General features: G+C 62.4%; 14 protein-coding genes. 11 read left to right on the top strand and 3 right to left on the bottom strand.

Features of this window, described 5'->3' with window-relative positions; translation table 11 throughout:
* The 9 genes from AC3RCM_RS25845 to AC3RCM_RS25805 all read left to right on the top strand — a co-directional run bounded on the left by AC3RCM_RS25845 (position 1) and on the right by AC3RCM_RS25805 (position 13,594).
* Positions 1–1,002, top strand: a complete 1,002-nt coding sequence (locus AC3RCM_RS25845; RefSeq protein WP_492629256.1) for a pilus assembly protein PilP — start codon at positions 1–3, stop codon at positions 1,000–1,002.
* On the top strand, positions 926–2,188 hold the full coding sequence (locus AC3RCM_RS25840; RefSeq protein ID WP_010955626.1) for a type IV pilus secretin PilQ: 1,263 nt from the start codon (positions 926–928) through the stop codon (positions 2,186–2,188). Before AC3RCM_RS25845 ends, AC3RCM_RS25840 begins: the two co-directional genes overlap by 77 nt.
* A gap of 4 nt (positions 2,189–2,192) precedes the next feature.
* The gene (gene aroK, locus AC3RCM_RS25835) at positions 2,193–2,711 is read left to right on the top strand and encodes a shikimate kinase AroK (RefSeq protein WP_010955625.1); all 519 of its coding nucleotides are present in this window, start codon (positions 2,193–2,195) and stop codon (positions 2,709–2,711) included.
* Positions 2,712–2,807: 96 nt separating this feature from the next.
* On the top strand, positions 2,808–3,905 hold the full coding sequence (aroB, locus tag AC3RCM_RS25830) for a 3-dehydroquinate synthase (RefSeq protein ID WP_104886949.1): 1,098 nt from the start codon (positions 2,808–2,810) through the stop codon (positions 3,903–3,905).
* A 15-nt stretch (positions 3,906–3,920) separates the two neighbouring features.
* Complete coding sequence (locus AC3RCM_RS25825; RefSeq protein WP_020191281.1) at positions 3,921–5,510, top strand: SPOR domain-containing protein; 1,590 nt, start codon at positions 3,921–3,923, stop codon at positions 5,508–5,510.
* A gap of 373 nt (positions 5,511–5,883) precedes the next feature.
* Positions 5,884–10,329 carry a glutamate synthase large subunit gene (gene gltB / locus AC3RCM_RS25820; protein ID WP_020191280.1) on the top strand — a complete coding sequence of 1,482 codons (4,446 nt, stop codon included), beginning with the start codon at positions 5,884–5,886 and terminating at the stop codon, positions 10,327–10,329.
* Between the two features lie 123 nt (positions 10,330–10,452).
* A complete protein-coding gene (locus AC3RCM_RS25815; protein ID WP_003249156.1) occupies positions 10,453–11,871 on the top strand; it encodes an FAD-dependent oxidoreductase in 1,419 nt (472 codons plus the stop codon).
* A gap of 194 nt (positions 11,872–12,065) precedes the next feature.
* Complete coding sequence (gene hemE, locus AC3RCM_RS25810; protein ID WP_492629255.1) at positions 12,066–13,130, top strand: uroporphyrinogen decarboxylase; 1,065 nt, start codon at positions 12,066–12,068, stop codon at positions 13,128–13,130.
* Between the two features lie 116 nt (positions 13,131–13,246).
* Positions 13,247–13,594 (top strand): YgiW/YdeI family stress tolerance OB fold protein, encoded by a 348-nt coding sequence (locus tag AC3RCM_RS25805; RefSeq protein WP_014859120.1) that lies wholly within the window; start codon positions 13,247–13,249, stop codon positions 13,592–13,594.
* Between the two features lie 67 nt (positions 13,595–13,661).
* On the opposite strand, the gene AC3RCM_RS25800 is transcribed toward AC3RCM_RS25805, so the two are convergent.
* Complete coding sequence (locus AC3RCM_RS25800; RefSeq protein ID WP_232968725.1) at positions 13,662–14,849, bottom strand: MFS transporter; 1,188 nt, start codon at positions 14,847–14,849, stop codon at positions 13,662–13,664.
* A gap of 165 nt (positions 14,850–15,014) precedes the next feature.
* On the opposite strand from AC3RCM_RS25800, the gene AC3RCM_RS25795 reads away from it, so the two are divergent.
* Entirely contained in the window at positions 15,015–15,914 is a 900-nt protein-coding gene (locus tag AC3RCM_RS25795) for a LysR family transcriptional regulator (protein WP_064491022.1), read from the top strand.
* A 76-nt stretch (positions 15,915–15,990) separates the two neighbouring features.
* Positions 15,991–16,764 carry a ParA family protein gene (locus AC3RCM_RS25790; RefSeq protein WP_010955617.1) on the top strand — a complete coding sequence of 258 codons (774 nt, stop codon included), beginning with the start codon at positions 15,991–15,993 and terminating at the stop codon, positions 16,762–16,764.
* Here AC3RCM_RS25790 and trxC read toward each other — a convergent pair.
* Positions 16,761–17,195 carry a thioredoxin TrxC gene (gene trxC, locus AC3RCM_RS25785; protein ID WP_010955616.1) on the bottom strand — a complete coding sequence of 145 codons (435 nt, stop codon included), beginning with the start codon at positions 17,193–17,195 and terminating at the stop codon, positions 16,761–16,763. The two genes, AC3RCM_RS25790 and trxC, sit on opposite strands and share 4 nt — an antisense overlap.
* 130 nt (positions 17,196–17,325) lie before the next feature.
* Complete coding sequence (selO, locus tag AC3RCM_RS25780) at positions 17,326–18,786, bottom strand: protein adenylyltransferase SelO (protein WP_064491021.1); 1,461 nt, start codon at positions 18,784–18,786, stop codon at positions 17,326–17,328.
* Positions 18,787–18,885: the final 99 nt, after the last annotated feature.

The following is an 18,885-nucleotide window of genomic DNA, read 5'->3' as shown; positions in this document are numbered from 1 at the left end:
ATGCTCGCTTGGCTGGCGGTGGTCGAGGGCTCAGGCCGCTTCCGACGGTTGGCGCCAGCGCTGGTGGCTGTGGTGGTGTTCAGCCTGGGCTGCGCGATGCGCCTGCCTGCCCTGTTACAGCAGCAGGCGCGTGAGGATGCCAGGCATGTCGAGTTGAACCAGCTGCAGGCAGCCAATGCAGCGCAGTTGGCCGAACTGGAGCGGCTGAAGGCTTTAGTGGTGATTGCCGAGCAGCAGTTGCAAGAGGCGCACTGGTATCTGGCCGCCGGGGAGAGCATGAGCGACCTGCTTGAACGGCTGGCAGTGTCGGGGCATGCACATGGCTTGCTTGTCGAACGCCTCGATGTAGAGGCGGGTGAGCAACAGGCCGGATTCAGCAAGGTACCGCTGGTGGTGCAAGTGGTGGGGCGTTATCCGGCCTTGCGGCTGTGGCTGGACGACTGGTTAGGGCAGGCACGGATTCTGCGCAGCGGTGACATGAGCCTGGCAACCGTTGATCGCCAGCCTGGACTGTTGCGCCTGCAGTTGCGGGTTGATGCCTATCACGCGGCTACGCCCGTGAAGGCACCTGCAATGCTGGCGCACCTGCCGGCAAGGGCCGCGATGGCTGCGCCTGAAGTGGACCCGTTTGCGCCCGCTGCGGCGCGAGTGGCCAGCGCCGGGCTGGTCGGCGTGCCGTTGGCGCAGCTGGAAATGGTCGGCAGCCTGGCGCGCGGGGCGGCACGCGAGGCACTGCTGATGGCGGCTGGCAAGCTCTATCGCGTACGCCCGGGCGACCGGGTAGGGCGTGATCAGGGGGTAGTGATGCATATAGACCAACGTCAGGTCGAAGTGCGTGAGCGGCTGTTCATGGCGGGGGTATGGCACGAGCGCACGGCGTTCATCACCCTCACCAAGCGCCTGGGCAAGGAGGCCTCGGACCCGAATGAAAACGTGGATGAAATACCTGTTGGCGACCCTGCTGTCGATCCCGCTGGCTTCGGCGACGCCTTACCAGGGTGAACCCCTGTCGCTGAACTTCCAGGATGTTGAGGTGCGTGCGGTGCTGCAAGTGCTGGCTGACTACGCTGGCGTCAACCTGGTCGCCAGTGATGCGGTACAAGGCAGTGTCACTTTGCGTTTGCAGGACGTGCCGTGGGATCAGGCGCTTGACCTGGTGCTGCGCAGCAAGGGCCTGTCCCGGCGCCAGGAGGGCAATGTGCTGTTGGTGGCACCTGCAGCCGAGTTTGCCGCGCAATCAGCAGACGCCCGGGTGAGTCAGGCGCTGGATGCGCACCTGCAGCCATTGCGTCGGGAGCTGCTGCCCATTCACCACGCCAAGGCCGCCGATCTGGCGCAGTTGCTGCTGGCAGGCCTGGAGGGTGACGGCATCCCTCCGGCTAGCTTGAGTGTCGATGAGCGCACCAATACGTTGGTGGTGCATCTGCCCGCTGACCGCCTGGCCGAGATGCGCCAGCTGGTGGCGCAGTTGGATGTGCCGGTGCGCCAGGTAGCGATCGAGGCGCGTATCGTCGAGGCCAACGTCGATTATGAGAAAAGCCTGGGGGTACGCTGGGGTGGGCCGCTGTACGGCGAAAAACTGCGGCCCGGCAAGGAGCTGTTCGTCGACCTCGGTCTGGAGCGTGCCGGCAGCAGTATCGGCCTGGGTTTGTTGCGCGGTGACGTGCTGCTGGACCTGGAGCTCAGTGCCATGGAAAAAAGCGGCAACGGCGAAATCATTTCGCAGCCCAAGGTGGTCACGGCTGACAAGGAAACGGCGAGGATCCTCAAGGGTACCGAGGTGCCTTACCAGGAAACGAGCCAAAGCGGCGCTACCTCGGTATCGTTTCGCGAAGCCTCGCTGTCGCTGGAAGTAACGCCACAGATCACCCCGGACAACAAGGTGATCATGACCGTCAGGGTGACCAAGGACGAGCCGGATTACGTCAATGCCTTGAACAACGTACCGCCGATCCGCAAGAACGAGGTCAATGCCAAGGTTCGTGTGGCTGACGGCGAAACGATCGTGATCGGGGGCGTCTACTCGACTTCGCAAAACAATGTGGTCGACAAGGTGCCATTTTTCGGCGATCTGCCGTATGTTGGGCGGCTGTTTCGACGCGATGCATTACAAGAGAAAAAATCCGAGCTGCTGGTCTTCCTGACTCCGCGTATCATGAGTGACCAGGCGATTGCTGTGAGTCGTTGATTCTGTGCGAAATTTGATACTTGTGGGGCCCATGGGCGCTGGTAAAAGCACCATCGGACGCCTGTTGGCCAAAGAGCTGCGCCTGCTGTTCAAGGATTCCGACAAGGAAATCGAACTGCGATGCGGCGCGAACATCCCGTGGATATTCGACAAGGAAGGCGAGCCGGGTTTCCGTGATCGCGAGCAAGCGATGATTGCCGAGTTGTGCGCGCTCGACGGTGTGGTGCTGGCCACCGGCGGTGGCGCGGTGATGCGCGAAGCCAACCGGCAGGCGCTGCATCAGGGTGGCCGGGTGATCTACCTGCATGCTTCGGTCGAGCAGCAAGTCGGCCGCACCGCGCGCGACCGCAATCGCCCGCTGCTGCGCACGGCCAATCCTGAGGCGACCTTGCGCACCTTGCTGGAAACCCGCGACCCGCTCTACCGCGAGATCGCCGACCTGGTGGTTGAAACCGACGAGCGGCCACCACGCATGGTGGTGATCGATATTCTCGAGCGCTTGCAGCAGTTGCCGCCCCGTTAACCCGGGACTATTCTCGGCCTCCAGCGCCGAGGCGAGGCTCAACGTTACCGCGCAGGTCGCCGGATGGCGCCGCGCCCAAGTACATTGTGGGGATACATGCAGACACTAAAGGTCGACCTGGGCGAGCGTAGCTACCCGATCTACATTGGCGAAGGCCTGCTGGACCAGCCTGAGCTGCTGGCGCCGCACATTGCGGGTCGGCAGGTTGCCATCGTTTCCAACGAGACCGTCGCGCCGCTGTATCTCGAACGCCTGAGCAAGGCCCTTGGTGCCTACTCGGTACTGCCCGTTGTGTTGCCCGATGGTGAAGCCCACAAGAACTGGGAAACATTGCAGCTGATCTTCGATGGCCTACTGACAGCTCGGCATGATCGTCGTACTACTGTGGTCGCTCTGGGTGGTGGCGTGATTGGTGACATGGCAGGTTTCGCAGCCGCCTGCTACCAGCGCGGTGTCGATTTCATCCAGGTGCCGACTACCCTGTTGTCCCAGGTCGACTCTTCCGTAGGTGGCAAGACCGGCATCAATCATCCGCTGGGCAAGAACATGGTCGGTGCGTTCTATCAGCCCAAGGCGGTGCTGATCGATACCACCAGCCTCAAGACCCTGCCAGCGCGCGAGCTGTCTGCAGGTCTGGCCGAAGTGATCAAGTACGGCCTGATTTGCGACAAGCCGTTCCTCGCCTGGCTCGAAGACAATATGCAGGCACTGCGTGCCCTCGATTCGACAGCCCTGACCGAGGCCATCCGCCGCTCCTGCGCGGCCAAGGCCGCAGTGGTGGGTGCCGACGAGCGCGAGTCCGGCCTACGGGCCACGCTGAACCTGGGGCATACCTTCGGGCATGCTATCGAAACCCATATGGGCTATGGCGTGTGGCTGCACGGCGAAGCCGTCGCGGCGGGCACAGTGATGGCCCTGGAAATGTCCATGCGCCTTGGCTGGATCGACCAGGCTGAGCGCGATCGTGGAATCCGCCTGTTGCAGGACGCAGGTTTGCCGGTGGTGCCACCACAGGAAATGACCCCGGCGCATTTCATGGAGCACATGGCGGTCGACAAGAAGGTGCTCGACGGTCGTTTGCGTCTGGTGCTGCTGCGCCAGATGGGCGAGGCCGTGGTGACCGACGACTATTCGAAAGAGATTCTCCAGGCCACGCTGTCGGCGGACTACCGCGCGATCGTGGCCCAGCTTTGAGGTTGTGACAGCGCAATGACAAGTTTGCATGCCGATGAGGCCTTTCTCGACCATTACCAGTTGAGCCATGATCCGTTCGCGCCCCGTGTACCTGGCTTCAAGTTCTTCCCGGCCCAGCGCAAGCCCGTGCTTGGCCAACTGCACCACCTGGCGCGCTATAGCCAGTTGATGCTGGTGGTCAGTGGCCCATTGGGCAGCGGCAAGTCGCTGCTGCGCCAGGCCCTGGTGGCCAGCACCAACAAGCAGGCTGTGCAAAGTGTGGTGGTGTCGGCCCGCAGCGCCAGCGATGCCTCCAGTATGCTCGCGCAGGTTGCGCAGGAGCTGGGTGTCGCCCAGCCCGAGGTGCAGGCGATCCTGTCGAAGGTGGTGCAGCTGGCACTGACCGGGCAGGAAGTGTATTTGCTGGTGGACGATGCGGAACAACTCGACGAGTCGGCACTCCAAGCGTTGCTGGAGTTGGCGGCGGGGGTTCCTGAAGGGCGTCCGCACGTGTTTCTGTTCGGTGAGCCATCGCTGATTGCCGGGCTGGATGAGCTCAATGTCGAGGAAGAACGTTTTCACATCATCGAGCTTGCGCCCTACAGTGAAGAAGAAACCCGCGAGTACCTGGAACAGCGCCTGGAAGGGGCTGGTCGGGGCATCGAGGTGTTCAGCCGTGAACAGATCGCCGATATCCATGAAAACTCCGACGGCTGGCCTGGCAACATCAATCAGGTCGCCCGTGACACTTTGATCGAAGCCATGATCGCCAGCCGCTCGACGGCCAAGCGACCAACCATGGGGTTCAAGATGCCTAAAAAACATGTGCTCGCACTGTCCGCTGTGGTCGTGGTTGCCGTTGCGGCCGCGGTATTGATGCCCAAGAAAGGCGACAAGGCCCCTGCCGAAGCGCCGGCTGCCCAGGCCCAGTTGCCACTGGGCGACGGCAAGCAGGGTGCTGCCATCGAGTTCTCTGGCTCGTCCCAGCCAATGCCGCTGCCACTGGTTGGCCAGTCGCAGCCGGTGATGCGCGAGCCGCTGGCCCAAGCCGCAGGCATGGGCGAGGGTGAAGAGGGAGGCCCGGCTGTCGACACCGCGCTGCAGCCTGGCAACCCGCCACCTACCGTGACCACCATCGCTCCGCCACAAGGTGTGCCGGCTGGCCCGGCGCCTGCGCCTGCCCAGCCCGTGCAGTCGGTTGCGCCTGCGCCCAAGCCTGTTGCAACCCAGCCCGCCAAGCCGGTTGCGCCGGCCAAGCCAGCACCGGCGCCGACCCAGGTCGCCGTGGCCAAGCCGGCTGCCAAAGCTGCGGAAAAACCAGCCGCCGCTGGCGCTGGCAACAGTGGCTGGTATGCCGGACAGAAGCCGGGCAATTATGTGGTGCAGATCCTTGGTACCAGCTCCGAGGCGTCGGCCCAGGCTTACGTCAAGGCCCAGGGTGGCGACTATCGCTACTTCAAGAAAAACCTACAGGGCAAGCCTCTGTACGTCGTGACTTACGGCAGTTTCGCCAACCGCGACGCAGCAGTTGCGGCAATCAAGAACTTGCCAGCGAAGGTCCAGGCTGGTAAACCTTGGCCACGTACCGTCGGCAGCGTCCAACAAGAGCTGGCCACGGCCCGCTGATACCTTCCGGGCGGCATCACCCCGCCGCCCAGTAGCTAAGCGAATTCTAGCTTTCGACTAGCCTGCTGCGCCCGAGCGCGGCAGGCTTTTCTGTCCCGGACTGCCGGCCACAAGCCCTTAGTTGCAGTCATGGCTGAAACGCTTCAGACTCGAGTCAAGCCGCTATCACGGCGCATGGCGCAAAAACATTCAAAATTGCGACATAAATTTTCAATGACGAGACATGAAAATTTGTGGGCGTCGCTGTCGCTGTGCAACAATGGTTTTCCATGACCACCGCAAAAAAGCTGGCGTTTGATCGGCGTGGATGGTAAGTGGTTGTTAAAAAAGAGATTTACCTCCGTTGAGAGGTGAACCTGGTGAGAATGTGTCTATGAAAACAGGTCTGTACCATCCCGAAGAATTCAAGGACAACTGTGGTTTTGGCCTGATCGCCCATATGACGGGTGAGCCGAGCCACCACCTTCTGCAAACTGCCATGCAGGCGCTGACGTGCATGACCCACCGCGGCGGCATCAATGCCGACGGCAAGACCGGTGACGGTTGCGGTCTGCTCATGCAGAAGCCCGATCAATTCCTGCGTGCCATGGCCCAGGAGCACTTCGCTGTCGAGCTGCCCAAGCAGTACGCCGTCGGCATGGTGTTCTTCAACCAGGACCCGGTCAAAGCCGAAGCTGCCCGCGCCAACATGGACCGCGAGATCCTCGCCGCTGGCCTGAAACTGGTCGGCTGGCGCAAGGTGCCGATCGACACCAGCGTCCTCGGCCGCCTGGCCCTGGAGCGCCTGCCGCAGATCGAGCAGGTGTTCATTGGCGGTGAAGGCCTGAGCGACCAGGAATTCGCCATCAAGCTGTTCAGTGCCCGTCGTCGTTCGTCGGTGGCCAACGCCCACGACGCCGACCACTACATCTGCAGCTTCTCGCACAAGACCATCATCTACAAAGGCCTGATGATGCCGCGCGATCTCGCGGCGTTTTATCCAGACCTGGGTGACGAGCGCCTGCAAACCGCGATCTGCGTGTTCCACCAGCGCTTCTCCACCAACACCCTGCCGAAATGGCCGCTGGCGCAGCCGTTCCGCTTCCTCGCCCATAACGGCGAGATCAACACCATCACCGGCAACCGCAACTGGGCCGTTGCTCGTCGCACCAAGTTCGCCAATGACCAGATCCCGGACCTCGAAGAGCTCGGCCCGCTGGTCAACCGCGTCGGTTCCGACTCGTCCAGCATGGACAACATGCTGGAACTGATGGTCACCGGTGGCATCGACCTGTTCCGCGGCGTGCGCATGCTGGTACCGCCAGCGTGGCAGAACGTCGAGACCATGGACGCCGACCTGCGCGCCTTCTACGAATACAACTCCATGCACATGGAGCCGTGGGATGGCCCGGCCGGTATCGTCATGACCGAAGGCCGCCACGCGGTGTGCCTGCTCGACCGTAACGGTCTGCGCCCGGCGCGCTGGGTGACCACCACCAATGGTTACATCACCATCGCCTCGGAAATCGGCGTATGGGGCTATCAGCCTGAGGAAGTGCTGGCCAAGGGCCGTGTCGGCCCGGGCCAGATCCTTGCCGTGGACACCGAAACCGGCCAGATCCTCGACACCGACGCCATCGACAACCGCCTGAAGTCGCGCCACCCGTACAAGCGCTGGCTGCGTCAGCACGCCACCCGCATCCAGGCGACGCTGACCGACGACCAGGGTGTGGCCAGCTACGACGCTGACCAGCTCAAGCAATACATGAAGATGTTCCAGGTCACCTTCGAAGAGCGTGACCAGGTACTGCGCCCATTGGGTGAGCAGGGCCAGGAAGCCGTTGGCTCGATGGGTGACGACACGCCGATGGCCGTGCTGTCGCAGCGCGTGCGCTCGCCGTACGACTTCTTCCGCCAGCAGTTCGCTCAGGTAACCAACCCGCCGATCGACCCGCTGCGCGAAGCGATCGTGATGTCGCTGGAAATCTGCCTGGGTGCAGAGCGCAACATCTTCCAGGAGTCCCCGGAGCACGCTTCGCGGGTCATCCTCAGCTCGCCGGTCATCTCGCCCGCCAAGTGGCGTTCGCTGATGAACCTGGAGCGCGAAGGCTTCGACCGCCAGCTGATCGACCTCAACTATGAGCAGGGCGTCGGCCTGGAAGCGGCCATCCGCAACATTGCCGACCAGGCCGAAGAAGCTGTGCGTGGCGGCAAGACCCAGCTGGTGCTGAGCGACCGTTATATCGCCCCGGGCAAGCTGCCGGTGCACGCTTCGCTGGCCGTTGGTGCAGTGCACCACCGCCTGACCGAACAGGGCCTGCGTTGCGACAGCAACATCCTGGTGGAAACCGCTACCGCCCGTGATCCGCATCACTTCGCCGTGCTGCTGGGCTTCGGTGCCTCGGCCGTTTACCCGTACCTGGCGTATGAAGTACTGGCTGACCTGATCCGTACCGGCGAAGTGCTGGGCGACCTGGACGAAGTGTTCAAGTACTACCGCAAAGGTATCTCCAAGGGCCTGCTGAAGATACTGTCCAAGATGGGTATCTCCACCATCGCCTCATACCGCGGTGCACAGCTGTTCGAAGCCATTGGCCTGGCCGAGGAAGTGGTAGGCCTGAGCTTCAAGGGCGTGTCCAGCCGCATCAAGGGTGCGCGCTTCGAAGACCTGGAAAACGACCAGAAGCTGCTGGCGGCCGAAGCCTGGAGCGCGCGCAAGCCGATCCAGCAAGGTGGCTTGCTGAAGTTCGTCCACGGTGGCGAATACCACGCCTACAACCCGGACGTGGTCAACACCCTGCAAGCCGCCGTGCAGCAGGGCGACTACGCCAAGTTCAAGGAATACACCACGCTGGTGGACCAGCGCCCGGTGTCGATGATTCGTGACTTGCTCAAGGTGAAAGTGGCCGACCAGCCGCTGGCGCTGGAGCAGATCGAGCCGCTGGAGGCGATTCTCAAGCGTTTCGACTCGGCGGGTATCTCGCTGGGTGCACTGTCGCCGGAAGCCCACGAAGCGCTGGCCGAGGCCATGAACCGCCTGGGCGCACGCTCCAACTCTGGTGAAGGCGGCGAAGACCCGTCGCGCTATGGCACCATCAAGAGCTCGAAGATCAAGCAGGTGGCCACCGGCCGTTTTGGTGTGACCCCGGAGTACCTGGTCAACGCCGAAGTGCTGCAGATCAAGGTTGCCCAGGGCGCCAAGCCGGGTGAGGGCGGCCAGTTGCCGGGCGGAAAGGTCAACGGCCTGATCGCCAAGCTGCGTTATGCGGTACCGGGCGTGACCCTGATCTCGCCACCGCCACACCATGACATCTACTCGATCGAAGATCTGGCGCAGCTGATCTACGACCTCAAGCAGGTCAACCCGCAGGCGCTGGTATCGGTCAAGCTGGTAGCCGAAGCGGGCGTGGGCACCATCGCCGCAGGTGTGGCCAAGGCCTATGCCGACCTGATCACCATCTCCGGTTACGACGGTGGTACCGGTGCTTCGCCGCTGACCTCGATCAAATACGCCGGCGCCCCTTGGGAACTGGGCCTTGCGGAAACCCACCAGACCCTGCGTGGCAACGACCTGCGTGGCAAGGTGCGGGTGCAGACCGACGGCGGCCTGAAAACCGGCCTGGACGTGATCAAGGCGGCCATCCTCGGCGCCGAAAGCTTCGGCTTTGGTACCGCGCCAATGATTGCCCTGGGCTGCAAGTACCTGCGCATCTGCCACCTGAACAACTGCGCCACCGGCGTGGCCACCCAGAACGACAAGCTGCGCAAGGACCACTACATCGGCACCGTCGACATGGTGATCAACTTCTTCACCTTTGTCGCCGAAGAAACCCGCGAGTGGTTGGCCAAGCTGGGCGTGCGCAGCCTTGGCGAGCTGATCGGCCGTACCGACCTGCTCGAAGTGCTGCCAGGTGACACCGAACGCCAGCAATACCTGGACCTGTCGCCGCTGCTGGGCAGCTCGCACATTCCTGCGGACAAACCGCAGTTCTGCGAAGTCGACAAGAACCCGCCGTTCGACCTGGGCGAGTTGGCCGAGAAGATGGTTGATATGGCCATGCCGGCCATCCGCGACCAGGCGGGTGGCGAGTTCAGCCTCGACATCTGCAACTGCGACCGCTCCATTGGTGCGCGTGTGTCGGGCGAAATCGCCCGTCTGCACGGCAACCAGGGCATGGCCGCGGCGCCGATCACCTTCCGCTTCAAGGGCACTGCGGGCCAGAGCTTTGGCGTGTGGAACGCTGGTGGCCTGAACCTGCACCTGGAAGGCGACGCCAACGATTACGTCGGCAAAGGCATGACCGGTGGCAAGGTCACCATCGTGCCGCCAGCCGGCAGCCCGTTCGAAACCCAGCACAGCGCCATCGTCGGCAACACCTGCCTGTACGGTGCCACTGGCGGCAAGCTGTTTGCCGCAGGTACTGCGGGCGAGCGCTTCGCTGTACGTAACTCCGGCGCCCATGCTGTTGTCGAGGGCACTGGCGATCACTGCTGTGAATACATGACCGGCGGCTTTGTCTGCGTTCTGGGCAAGACCGGTTACAACTTCGGTTCTGGCATGACTGGCGGCTTTGCCTACGTGCTCGACATGGACAATAGCTTCGTCGACAAGCTCAACCACGAGCTGGTGGAAATCCAGCGTATCAGTGGTGAAGCGATGGAGGCCTACCGTAGCCACCTGGCGCGTGTCCTTGCCGAGTATGTGGATGAGACCGGCAGCGAGTGGGGGCGTGAGCTCTCGGAGAACCTGGACGACTACGTGCGGCGCTTCTGGCTGGTCAAGCCGAAGGCAGCCAACCTGAAGCAGCTGCTGTCCAGCACCCGTGCCAACCCGCAGTAAAAACAGCTGCAAGTGGCAAGCCTCGAGCTGCACGTAATGGCAGTGAGAGGTTTGCCCGGCTTAAGTGATCGTCTTGCGGCTTGCAGCGTGTAGCTTGCAGCTGCTGTAAAGAGGTTTTGAAAAATGGCTGAACGTCTGAACAACGACTTCCAGTTCATCGAAGTGGGCCGAAAGGACCCGAAAAAAAAGCTGTTGCGCCAGCGCAAGAAGGAGTTCGTGGAAATCTACGAACCGTTCAAGCCGCAGCAGTCCGTAGAGCAGGCGCACCGCTGCCTGGGCTGCGGTAACCCGTATTGCGAGTGGAAGTGCCCGGTACACAACTTCATCCCCAACTGGTTGAAGCTGGTCTCCGAAGGCAACATCCTGGCCGCGGCGGAACTGTCGCACCAGACCAACACCCTGCCGGAAGTATGCGGCCGTGTTTGCCCGCAAGACCGCCTGTGCGAGGGTGCCTGCACCCTGAACGACGGTTTCGGCGCGGTGACCATCGGCTCGGTGGAGAAGTACATCACCGACACCGCCTTCGCCATGGGCTGGCGTCCGGACATGTCCAAGGTCAAGCCAACCGGCAAGCGCGTTGCCATCATCGGCGCCGGCCCGGCGGGCCTGGGCTGCGCCGACGTGCTGGTGCGCGCCGGGGTAACCCCGGTGGTGTTCGACAAAAACCCTGAGATCGGTGGCCTGCTGACCTTCGGTATCCCCGAGTTCAAGCTGGAAAAGACCGTGCTCAGCAACCGCCGTGAAGTGTTCACCGGCATGGGCATCGAGTTCCGCCTGAACACCGAGGTGGGCAAGGACGTGACCATGGAACAGCTGCTCGCCGAGTACGACGCGGTGTTCATGGGCATGGGTACCTACACCTACATGAAGGGCGGCTTCCCGGGTGAAGACCTGCCGGGCGTGCATGACGCACTGGACTTCCTGATCGCCAACGTCAACCGCAACCTGGGCTTCGAGAAGTCGCCGGAAGACTTCGTCGACATGCAGGGCAAGAAAGTGGTGGTGCTGGGCGGTGGTGACACCGCGATGGACTGCAACCGTACCTCGATCCGTCAGGGTGCCAAGGCGGTAACCTGTGCTTATCGTCGTGACGAAGCCAACATGCCGGGTTCGCGCAAAGAGGTGAAGAACGCCAAGGAAGAGGGCGTGAAGTTCCTCTACAACCGTCAGCCCATTGCCATTGTGGGTGAGGACAAGGTCGAAGGCGTCAAAGTGGTCGAGACCCGCCTGGGCGAGCCTGATGCCCGTGGCCGCCGCAGCCCTGAGCCAATCCCGGGCTCCGAAGAGATCCTGCCGGCAGACGCCGTGGTAATCGCCTTCGGCTTCCGCCCGAGCCCGGCACCGTGGTTTGAACAGCATGGCATTCAGCTGGACAGCCAGGGCCGTGTGGTTGCCCCGGAGAAGGGCAAGTTCAAGCACCAGACCAGCAACCCGAAAGTGTTTGCCGGTGGCGACATGGTGCGCGGTTCGGACCTGGTGGTGACTGCGATCTTCGAAGGGCGTACGGCTGCCGAGGGTATCCTGGACTACCTCGAAGTCTGAGGTTCGACCTGTTCGCGGGCATGCCCGCTCCCGCAGGGTTAAGCGCAGAACCCGTGGGGGCAGGCATGCCCGCGAAGCTTTTGTATACAAAAACGCTTGATCTGTGGCATCCAATAGACAAAACACATGGCCATGGCCGTGCCTTTTGCGCTGGTGTCTGAGAAAATGCCCGCACTATTTTTCCGGATGCCGACATGACTGCCCTGAAGAACGATCGTTTCCTGCGTGCACTGCTCAAGCAACCCGTAGACGTCACCCCGGTGTGGATGATGCGCCAGGCCGGCCGCTACCTGCCGGAGTACCGCGCCAGCCGCGCCAAGGCCGGTGACTTCATGAGCCTGTGCATGAACCCGCAGTTCGCCTGCGAGGTCACCCTGCAGCCGCTGGACCGCTACCCGCTGGACGCAGCGATCCTGTTCTCGGACATCCTTACCATTCCCGATGCCATGGGCCTGGGCCTGTACTTTGAAACCGGCGAAGGCCCGCGGTTCAAGAAGGTCATCAGCACCCCCGCCGACATCGAGGCGCTGCCAGTTCCGGACCCACAGAAAGACCTCGGCTACGTGATGGATGCGGTCAGCACCATTCGCCGTGAGCTCAATGGCCGTGTGCCGCTGATCGGCTTCTCCGGCAGCCCGTGGACGCTGGCCACCTACATGGTCGAGGGCGGCTCGTCGAAGGACTTCCGCAAGACCAAGGCCATGGCCTACGACAACCCGCAAGCCCTGCACCTGCTGCTGGACAAGCTGGCCCAGTCGGTCACCAGCTACCTTAACGGCCAGATCCTGGCCGGCGCCCAGGCTGTGCAGATCTTCGACACCTGGGGCGGCAACCTGTCGGCGGCGGCCTACCAGGAGTTCTCACTGGCCTACATGCGCAAGATCGTCAGCGGCCTGATCCGCGAGCACGAGGGGCGCAAGGTGCCGGTGATCCTGTTCACCAAGAATGGCGGCTTGTGGCTGGAAAGCATTGCTGAAGCTGGTGCCGACGCGCTGGGCCTGGACTGGACCTGCGAGATCGGCGACGCCCGTCGCCGCGTGGGTGACAAGGTGGCGCTGCAAGGCAACATGGACCCGACCGTGCTGTACGCCAAGCCCGATGCCATTCGCAAGGAAGTGGCGCGCATCCTGGCCAGCTATGGCCACGGCACTGGCCATGTGTTCAACCTTGGCCACGGCATCACGCCGGAAGTTGACCCGGAACATGCGGGTGCATTCATCAACGCCGTGCACGAACTGTCGGCGCAGTACCACCAGTGACTTGATGCACTGCACAGTAAACCCGGCTTCGATGCCGGGTTTTTTGTGCGTTAAGTTTGAATTCAGCGATCGTCGCTAATCTGGTCCCATCGAAACCGAAACAGGACCCGATCCTCATGAAAATCCGTTATCTCGCCCTCATCCTCGCCCCCTTGTTCAGCACTGGCGCATTTGCCGCTGGCTACACCGGCCCTGGCGCCCAGTCGGTAACTACGGTTGCCGCCGCCAACGACGCCGCCGATGACACCCCGGTTGTGCTGCAGGGCTTCGTGACCAAGAAGATCAACAACGACGACAAGTACGAGTTCAAGGACAACACCGGCACCATCACTGTCGAGATCGACGACGAGGACCTGCCGCCGACGCCGTTCAACGACAAGACCAAGGTGAAGCTGACCGGTGAGGTTGAAAAGCACCTGATGAGCCGGGAAGTGGATGTGGATATTGTCGAGATCATCAACTGATCTGATGGCCTCTTCGTGGTCACCCCCGCACCCACAGGTTGTGGGTGCGGGCGTGCCCACGAACGCATCAAACCGTTTTGGGTGGTAACTTGCTCAGATGCAACGCCACCATCAAGGCCACCGCCAGCAAGCTGCCAATGAACAGCCCGATCCCGTTCCAGCCCCACTGGTGCCAGAACACCCCGCCCGCCGTACCGGCCACGCTGGAGCCAGCGTAGTAGCAGAACAGGTACAGCGACGACGCCTGCCCCTTGGCCTTCAGCGCCCGGCGGCCGATCCAGCTGCTGGCCACCGAGTGCGCACCAAAGAAGCCGAAGGTGAACACCAGCATGCCCACGATCACCATCACCAGTGGACTGGCCAGCGTCATCAGCAAGCCAACCGCCATTACCACGATACTGGCCCAGAACACCTTGCGCCGGCCCAGTTTGTCCGCCAGGGCGCCGACCTGTGCCGAACTGTAGATACCCGACAGGTAAACCACCGACAGCAGGCCGACCAGCGCCTGGTTCATGTGGTAGGGCTCGGCCAGCAGGCGGTAGCCGATGTAGTTGAACAATGTGACGAAGGCGCCCATCAGCAGGAAGGCTTCAAGGAACAGCCAAGGCAGGCCGGCGTCCTTGAAGTGCATGACAAAGCCGTCCAGCAGGCTGCGTGGGTTCATCGTCTGTGCGCGAAAATTGCGTGACTCCGGCAGCACCTTCCAGAACACCAGCGCGGCCACCAGGGCCAGGCCGCCAATGGTCAGCATCGCCATGTGCCAGCTGACGAAGTCGATCAGTACGCCCGTGATGAGCCGCCCGCTCATGCCGCCAATCGCGTTGCCGCCGATGTACAGGCCCATGGCCAGGCCAATGTGTTGCGGGTGGATCTCTTCGCTCAGGTAGGTCATTGCCACTGCCGCCAGGCCGCTCAGCGACAGGCCGACCAATGCGCGGGTGGCCAGTACCAGCTCCCAGCTGGGCATCACTGCGCTGGCCAAGGTGGACAGGGCGGCGCAGACCAGCGCGAATACCATCACGGGCTTGCGTCCGATGCGGTCAGAAATGGGGCCGGTGATCAGCAGGCCGAACGCCAGCATGGCGGTGGACACCGACAGCACCAGGCTGCTCTGTGCCGCGTTGATGGCAAACTCCCTGGACAGCAGAGGCATCATCGGCTGTACGCAGTACAGCAAGGCGAAGGTGGCGAAACCGCCGCTGAACAAGGCCAGCACGGTTTTCATGAAGGCGGGTGTGCCTTTTTCGATCCACATTTCGGTCAGGGTGGCAGGTTTTGGCTCAAGGAGGAGGGGGGCTACTGCAGTTTTCACGGGCGGGTACCTCTGGCGCAATGAAAAAAGCATATAGCTGGCTAACGATTAGATCCAATATATTGTTCGACCTATTTGAGATGTTTGGCGACTTGTTTGGAGCGGATCATGGAACTGCGTCATCTGCGTTACTTCATTGCTGTGGCCGAAGAGCTGCACTTTGGCCGCGCCGCCCAGCAGCTGGGTATTTCCCAGCCGCCCTTGAGTCAGCAGATCCAGGCCCTGGAGCAGGAGTTGGGGGCCCGGTTGTTCGACCGGACCAACCGTCGTGTCGAACTGAGCGAGGCCGGTCGATTGTTCCTCGAGGAAGCGCGCCAGGTATTGGCGCAGGTGGAGAAGGCCGCGGATGTCGCCCGGCGTGCGCAGTTGGGCGAGCTGGGCGAGATGAAAATCGGTTTCACTTCCTCGGCCCCGTTCACCTCGAAAATCCCCAAGGCCATTCACGCCTTCCGTCAGCGCTTTCCGGCGGTGCACCTGAACCTCAAGGAAATGAGCAGCCGTGACGTTGCCGAAGGGGTATTCGACGAGTCCATCGAGGTGGGGTTGATGCGGCCGATGCCGCTGCCGGAGGGGTTGGTGGCCACCGAGTTGTTCCGAGAACCGTTGGTGGCGGTGATCAATGCCTCGCATCCGCTGGCCGAGGGCACTGAGCAAGGCGTCTACATGGCGGCGTTGGCCCCTGAGCCCTTCGTGTTCTTCCCGCGCAGCTATGGCAGCGGTTTGTATGCACAATTGCTGAGCATGGCCCGGCATGCGGGTTTCAGCCCCCATTTTGCGCAAGAGGCAGGGGAAGCGATGACCATCATCGGCCTGGTCTCGGCGGGGCTGGGGGTGTCGGTGTTGCCGGCGTCGTTCCAGCGCATGCGCATCGAAGGGGTGGTGTACCGCACCTTGCTCGATGAAGAGGCGATGACGGCGGTGTGGCTGGTGCAGCGCGAGCGTGGTCATTCGGTGATGGCCAAGGCATTTGCCGAGTTGTTGACAGGGCAGGTGGTCGGTCAGGCGTGATGCCGGTCAAATGGCACTGGTCATTGCCCCACTGCCACCACATACTCGGGCATTCGTTGATACACGGAGGTCAATCATGCGGCGCGTGGTGTTCAATCAGAAAGGTGGCGTGGGCAAGTCGAGCATTGCCTGCAACCTGGCGGCGGTCAGTGCCAATGAAGGCTACCGGACCTTGTTGATCGACCTGGATGCCCAGGCGAACTCGACCCAATACCTCACCGGCCTGACCGGAGAGGACATCCCCATGGGCATCGCCGATTTCTTCAAGCAAAGCCTTTCCAGCGGGCCGTTCAGCAAGAAGAACAAGGTCGATATCTACGAAACCCCGTTCGACAACCTGCATGTGGTCACCGCCACTGCCGAGCTGGCCGACCTGCAGCCAAAGCTGGAGGCAAAACACAAGATCAACAAGCTGCGCAAGTTGCTCGACGAGCTGGACGAGGATTACGAGCGTATCTACATCGATACCCCGCCGGCGCTTAATTTCTATGCGGTTTCTGCGCTGATCGCTGCCGATCGCGTGCTGATCCCCTTCGACTGCGACAGCTTTTCGCGCCAGGCCCTGTATGGCCTGCTGGCCGAGATCGAAGACCTCAAGGAAGACCACAACGAAGACCTGGTGGTCGAAGGCATCGTGGTCAACCAGTTCCAGTCACGTGCCAGCCTGCCACAGCAGATGCTCGACGAGCTGTTGGCCGAAGGTTTGCCGGTGCTGCCGGTGTACTTGGGCAGCTCGGTGAAAATGCGCGAATCGCACCACGCCAGCCTGCCGCTGATTCACCTGGAGCCGCGGCACAAGCTGACTCAGCAGTTTGTCGAGTTGCATTCGCTGCTTGAAGAAAACGCTTAAACCCCTTGGCTACGCAGCCACTCTAGCAGCGACTGGAGTGGAAACGCCCCGGCCTGACGGCTGATTTCGCGGCCGTTCTTGAACAGCAGCAGGCTGGGGATCGAGCGTATGCCCAGTTGCCCTGCGAGGTTACGGTTGGCTTCGCTGTCGAGCTTGGCCAGGCGACAGCGGCCAGCAAGCTTCCGGGCGGCCTCTTCGAAGGTGGGGGCGAATGACTTGCACGGGCCGCACCAGTCGGCCCAGATGTCGACCAGCAGCGGCAGGTCGCCTTTGATCTGGCTGGCGTAGCTGGCTTCGGTAAGTTCGAAGGGGGTGCTCAACAGCACATCCTTTTTGCAGCGACCGCATTTCGGCGCATCGCCCAGGCGCTCGGCGGGCAGGCGGTTGAGGCCGTTGCAGTGGGGGCAGGGGATTACCAGTGGGTCGGTCATTTCATCTCCGGTGTTGGGTTCACGGTTTCCTTGTGGGAGCGGGCGTGCCCGCGAACACCGGCGAAGCCGGTGCAATCCATCACGTTGCCTGCTTCGCGGGCACGCCCGCTCCCACAGGATTCGGCGCTAATCAGGAAGAGCAGCTGATTTCCAGGTGCTTGCCCCACTCCGGCGGTCGCTCGGCGTAGGCCTGCATCCCGGGCTGTTCCTCGAACGGCCTGGTCAGGACTTGGTGCAGCCGTCGAACTTCACTGTAATCCCCCGCCTCGGCCGCTTCGATGGCTTTCTGCGCCAGGTAGTTGCGCAGCACGTACAGCGGGTTTACCGCATGCATACGCTCACGGCGGCCTTCGGCATTGCCGGGTTCACGCCCACAGCGGGCCAGGTAGTCTGCGCCCCAGGCATCGAAACCGGCCAGGTCGATAAAGTCATCGCGCGCCACCTTCAGCGCCTCAGCCACCGGCTGCTCACCCAGTTTGCGGAAGAACAGGCTGTAGTCCACGCCACCGCGTTGCATGCACTGCAGCAGGCGCTCGACCAGCGCCATGTCATCATCTTCGGCGGTGGTCAGCCCCAGGCGCCGGCGCATCAGGTCCAGGTAATGGGCCTGGTACAGCGGCAGGAACAGGCCCAACGCTTCCTTCAGTGGCTCAACTTCGATCACGGTGGTCAGTGCCTGGGCCAGCGCGCTGAGGTTCCAGTGGGCGATGGGCACCTGGTTGGCGTAGCTGTAGCGGCCACGGTCGTCGGAGTGGTTGCAGATGAAGTTGGCGTCGAAGTCATCCAGGAACGCATAGGGGCCAAAATCGAAGGTGATGCCGAGGATCGACATGTTGTCGGTGTTCATCACGCCGTGGCAGAAGCCATACGTCTGCCAGCGGGCGATCAGTTCGGCATTGCGCTCGACGATGGTGCGGAACATGGCCAGGTAAGGCTGCTCGGCGTCACGGCATTCGGGATAGTGCTGTTCCAGCACATGGTCGATCAACACGCGCTGCTGCTCAGGCTGCTTGGTGTAGTAGAAGTACTCGAAATGGCCGAAACGCACATGGCTCTGCGCCAGACGCGTCAGCATGGCCGCGCTTTCACGGGTTTCGCGCCACACTGGGGTGCTGGAACCGATTACGCACAGTGCCCGGCTGGTAGCGATACCCAGGGCGTGCAGGGCTTCGGAGGCGAGAAACTCGCGAATCGACGAGCGCAGCACGGCGCGGCCGTCACCCATGCGGGAGTAGGGTGTCTGGCCGGCGCCCTTGAGGTGCAGGTCCCAGTGTTCGCCTGCGTCGTTGAGCACTTCGGCCAGCAGCAGGCCACGGCCGTCGCCCAGACGTGGGTTGTACGAGCCGAACTGGTGGCCGGAATAAACCATCGCCCGAGGGTCGGCCTCTTCCCACAGTTTGTGGCCGCTGAACAGTTCGGCGAACACCGGCAGCTCGGCCTGGGCGGGGTCGAGGTCGAGCAAGGCCATGGCCGACTCGCTCGCTACCACCAGGCGCGGGTCTGCGATGGGTTCAGGCAGCACCTGGGTGGAGAACGCATCGCCCAGGCGGGCGAAGCGGTTGTCGAAGGTGAGTTGGTCGAGGGCTTTCACGGGACTGCTCCTTGGAATCGGTGCCTATGGGGCCGCTTGGCGGCCCTTCGCGGGTGAACCCGCCCCTACAAAGAACATGCAGTGCCTGAAAGCAGTGCG

Source organism: Pseudomonas sp. GW823-FHT05G12 (genome assembly GCF_058795575.1).
Note: the sequence above shows the minus strand (reverse complement) of the source record. Positions and strands in the feature narration are given on the sequence as shown.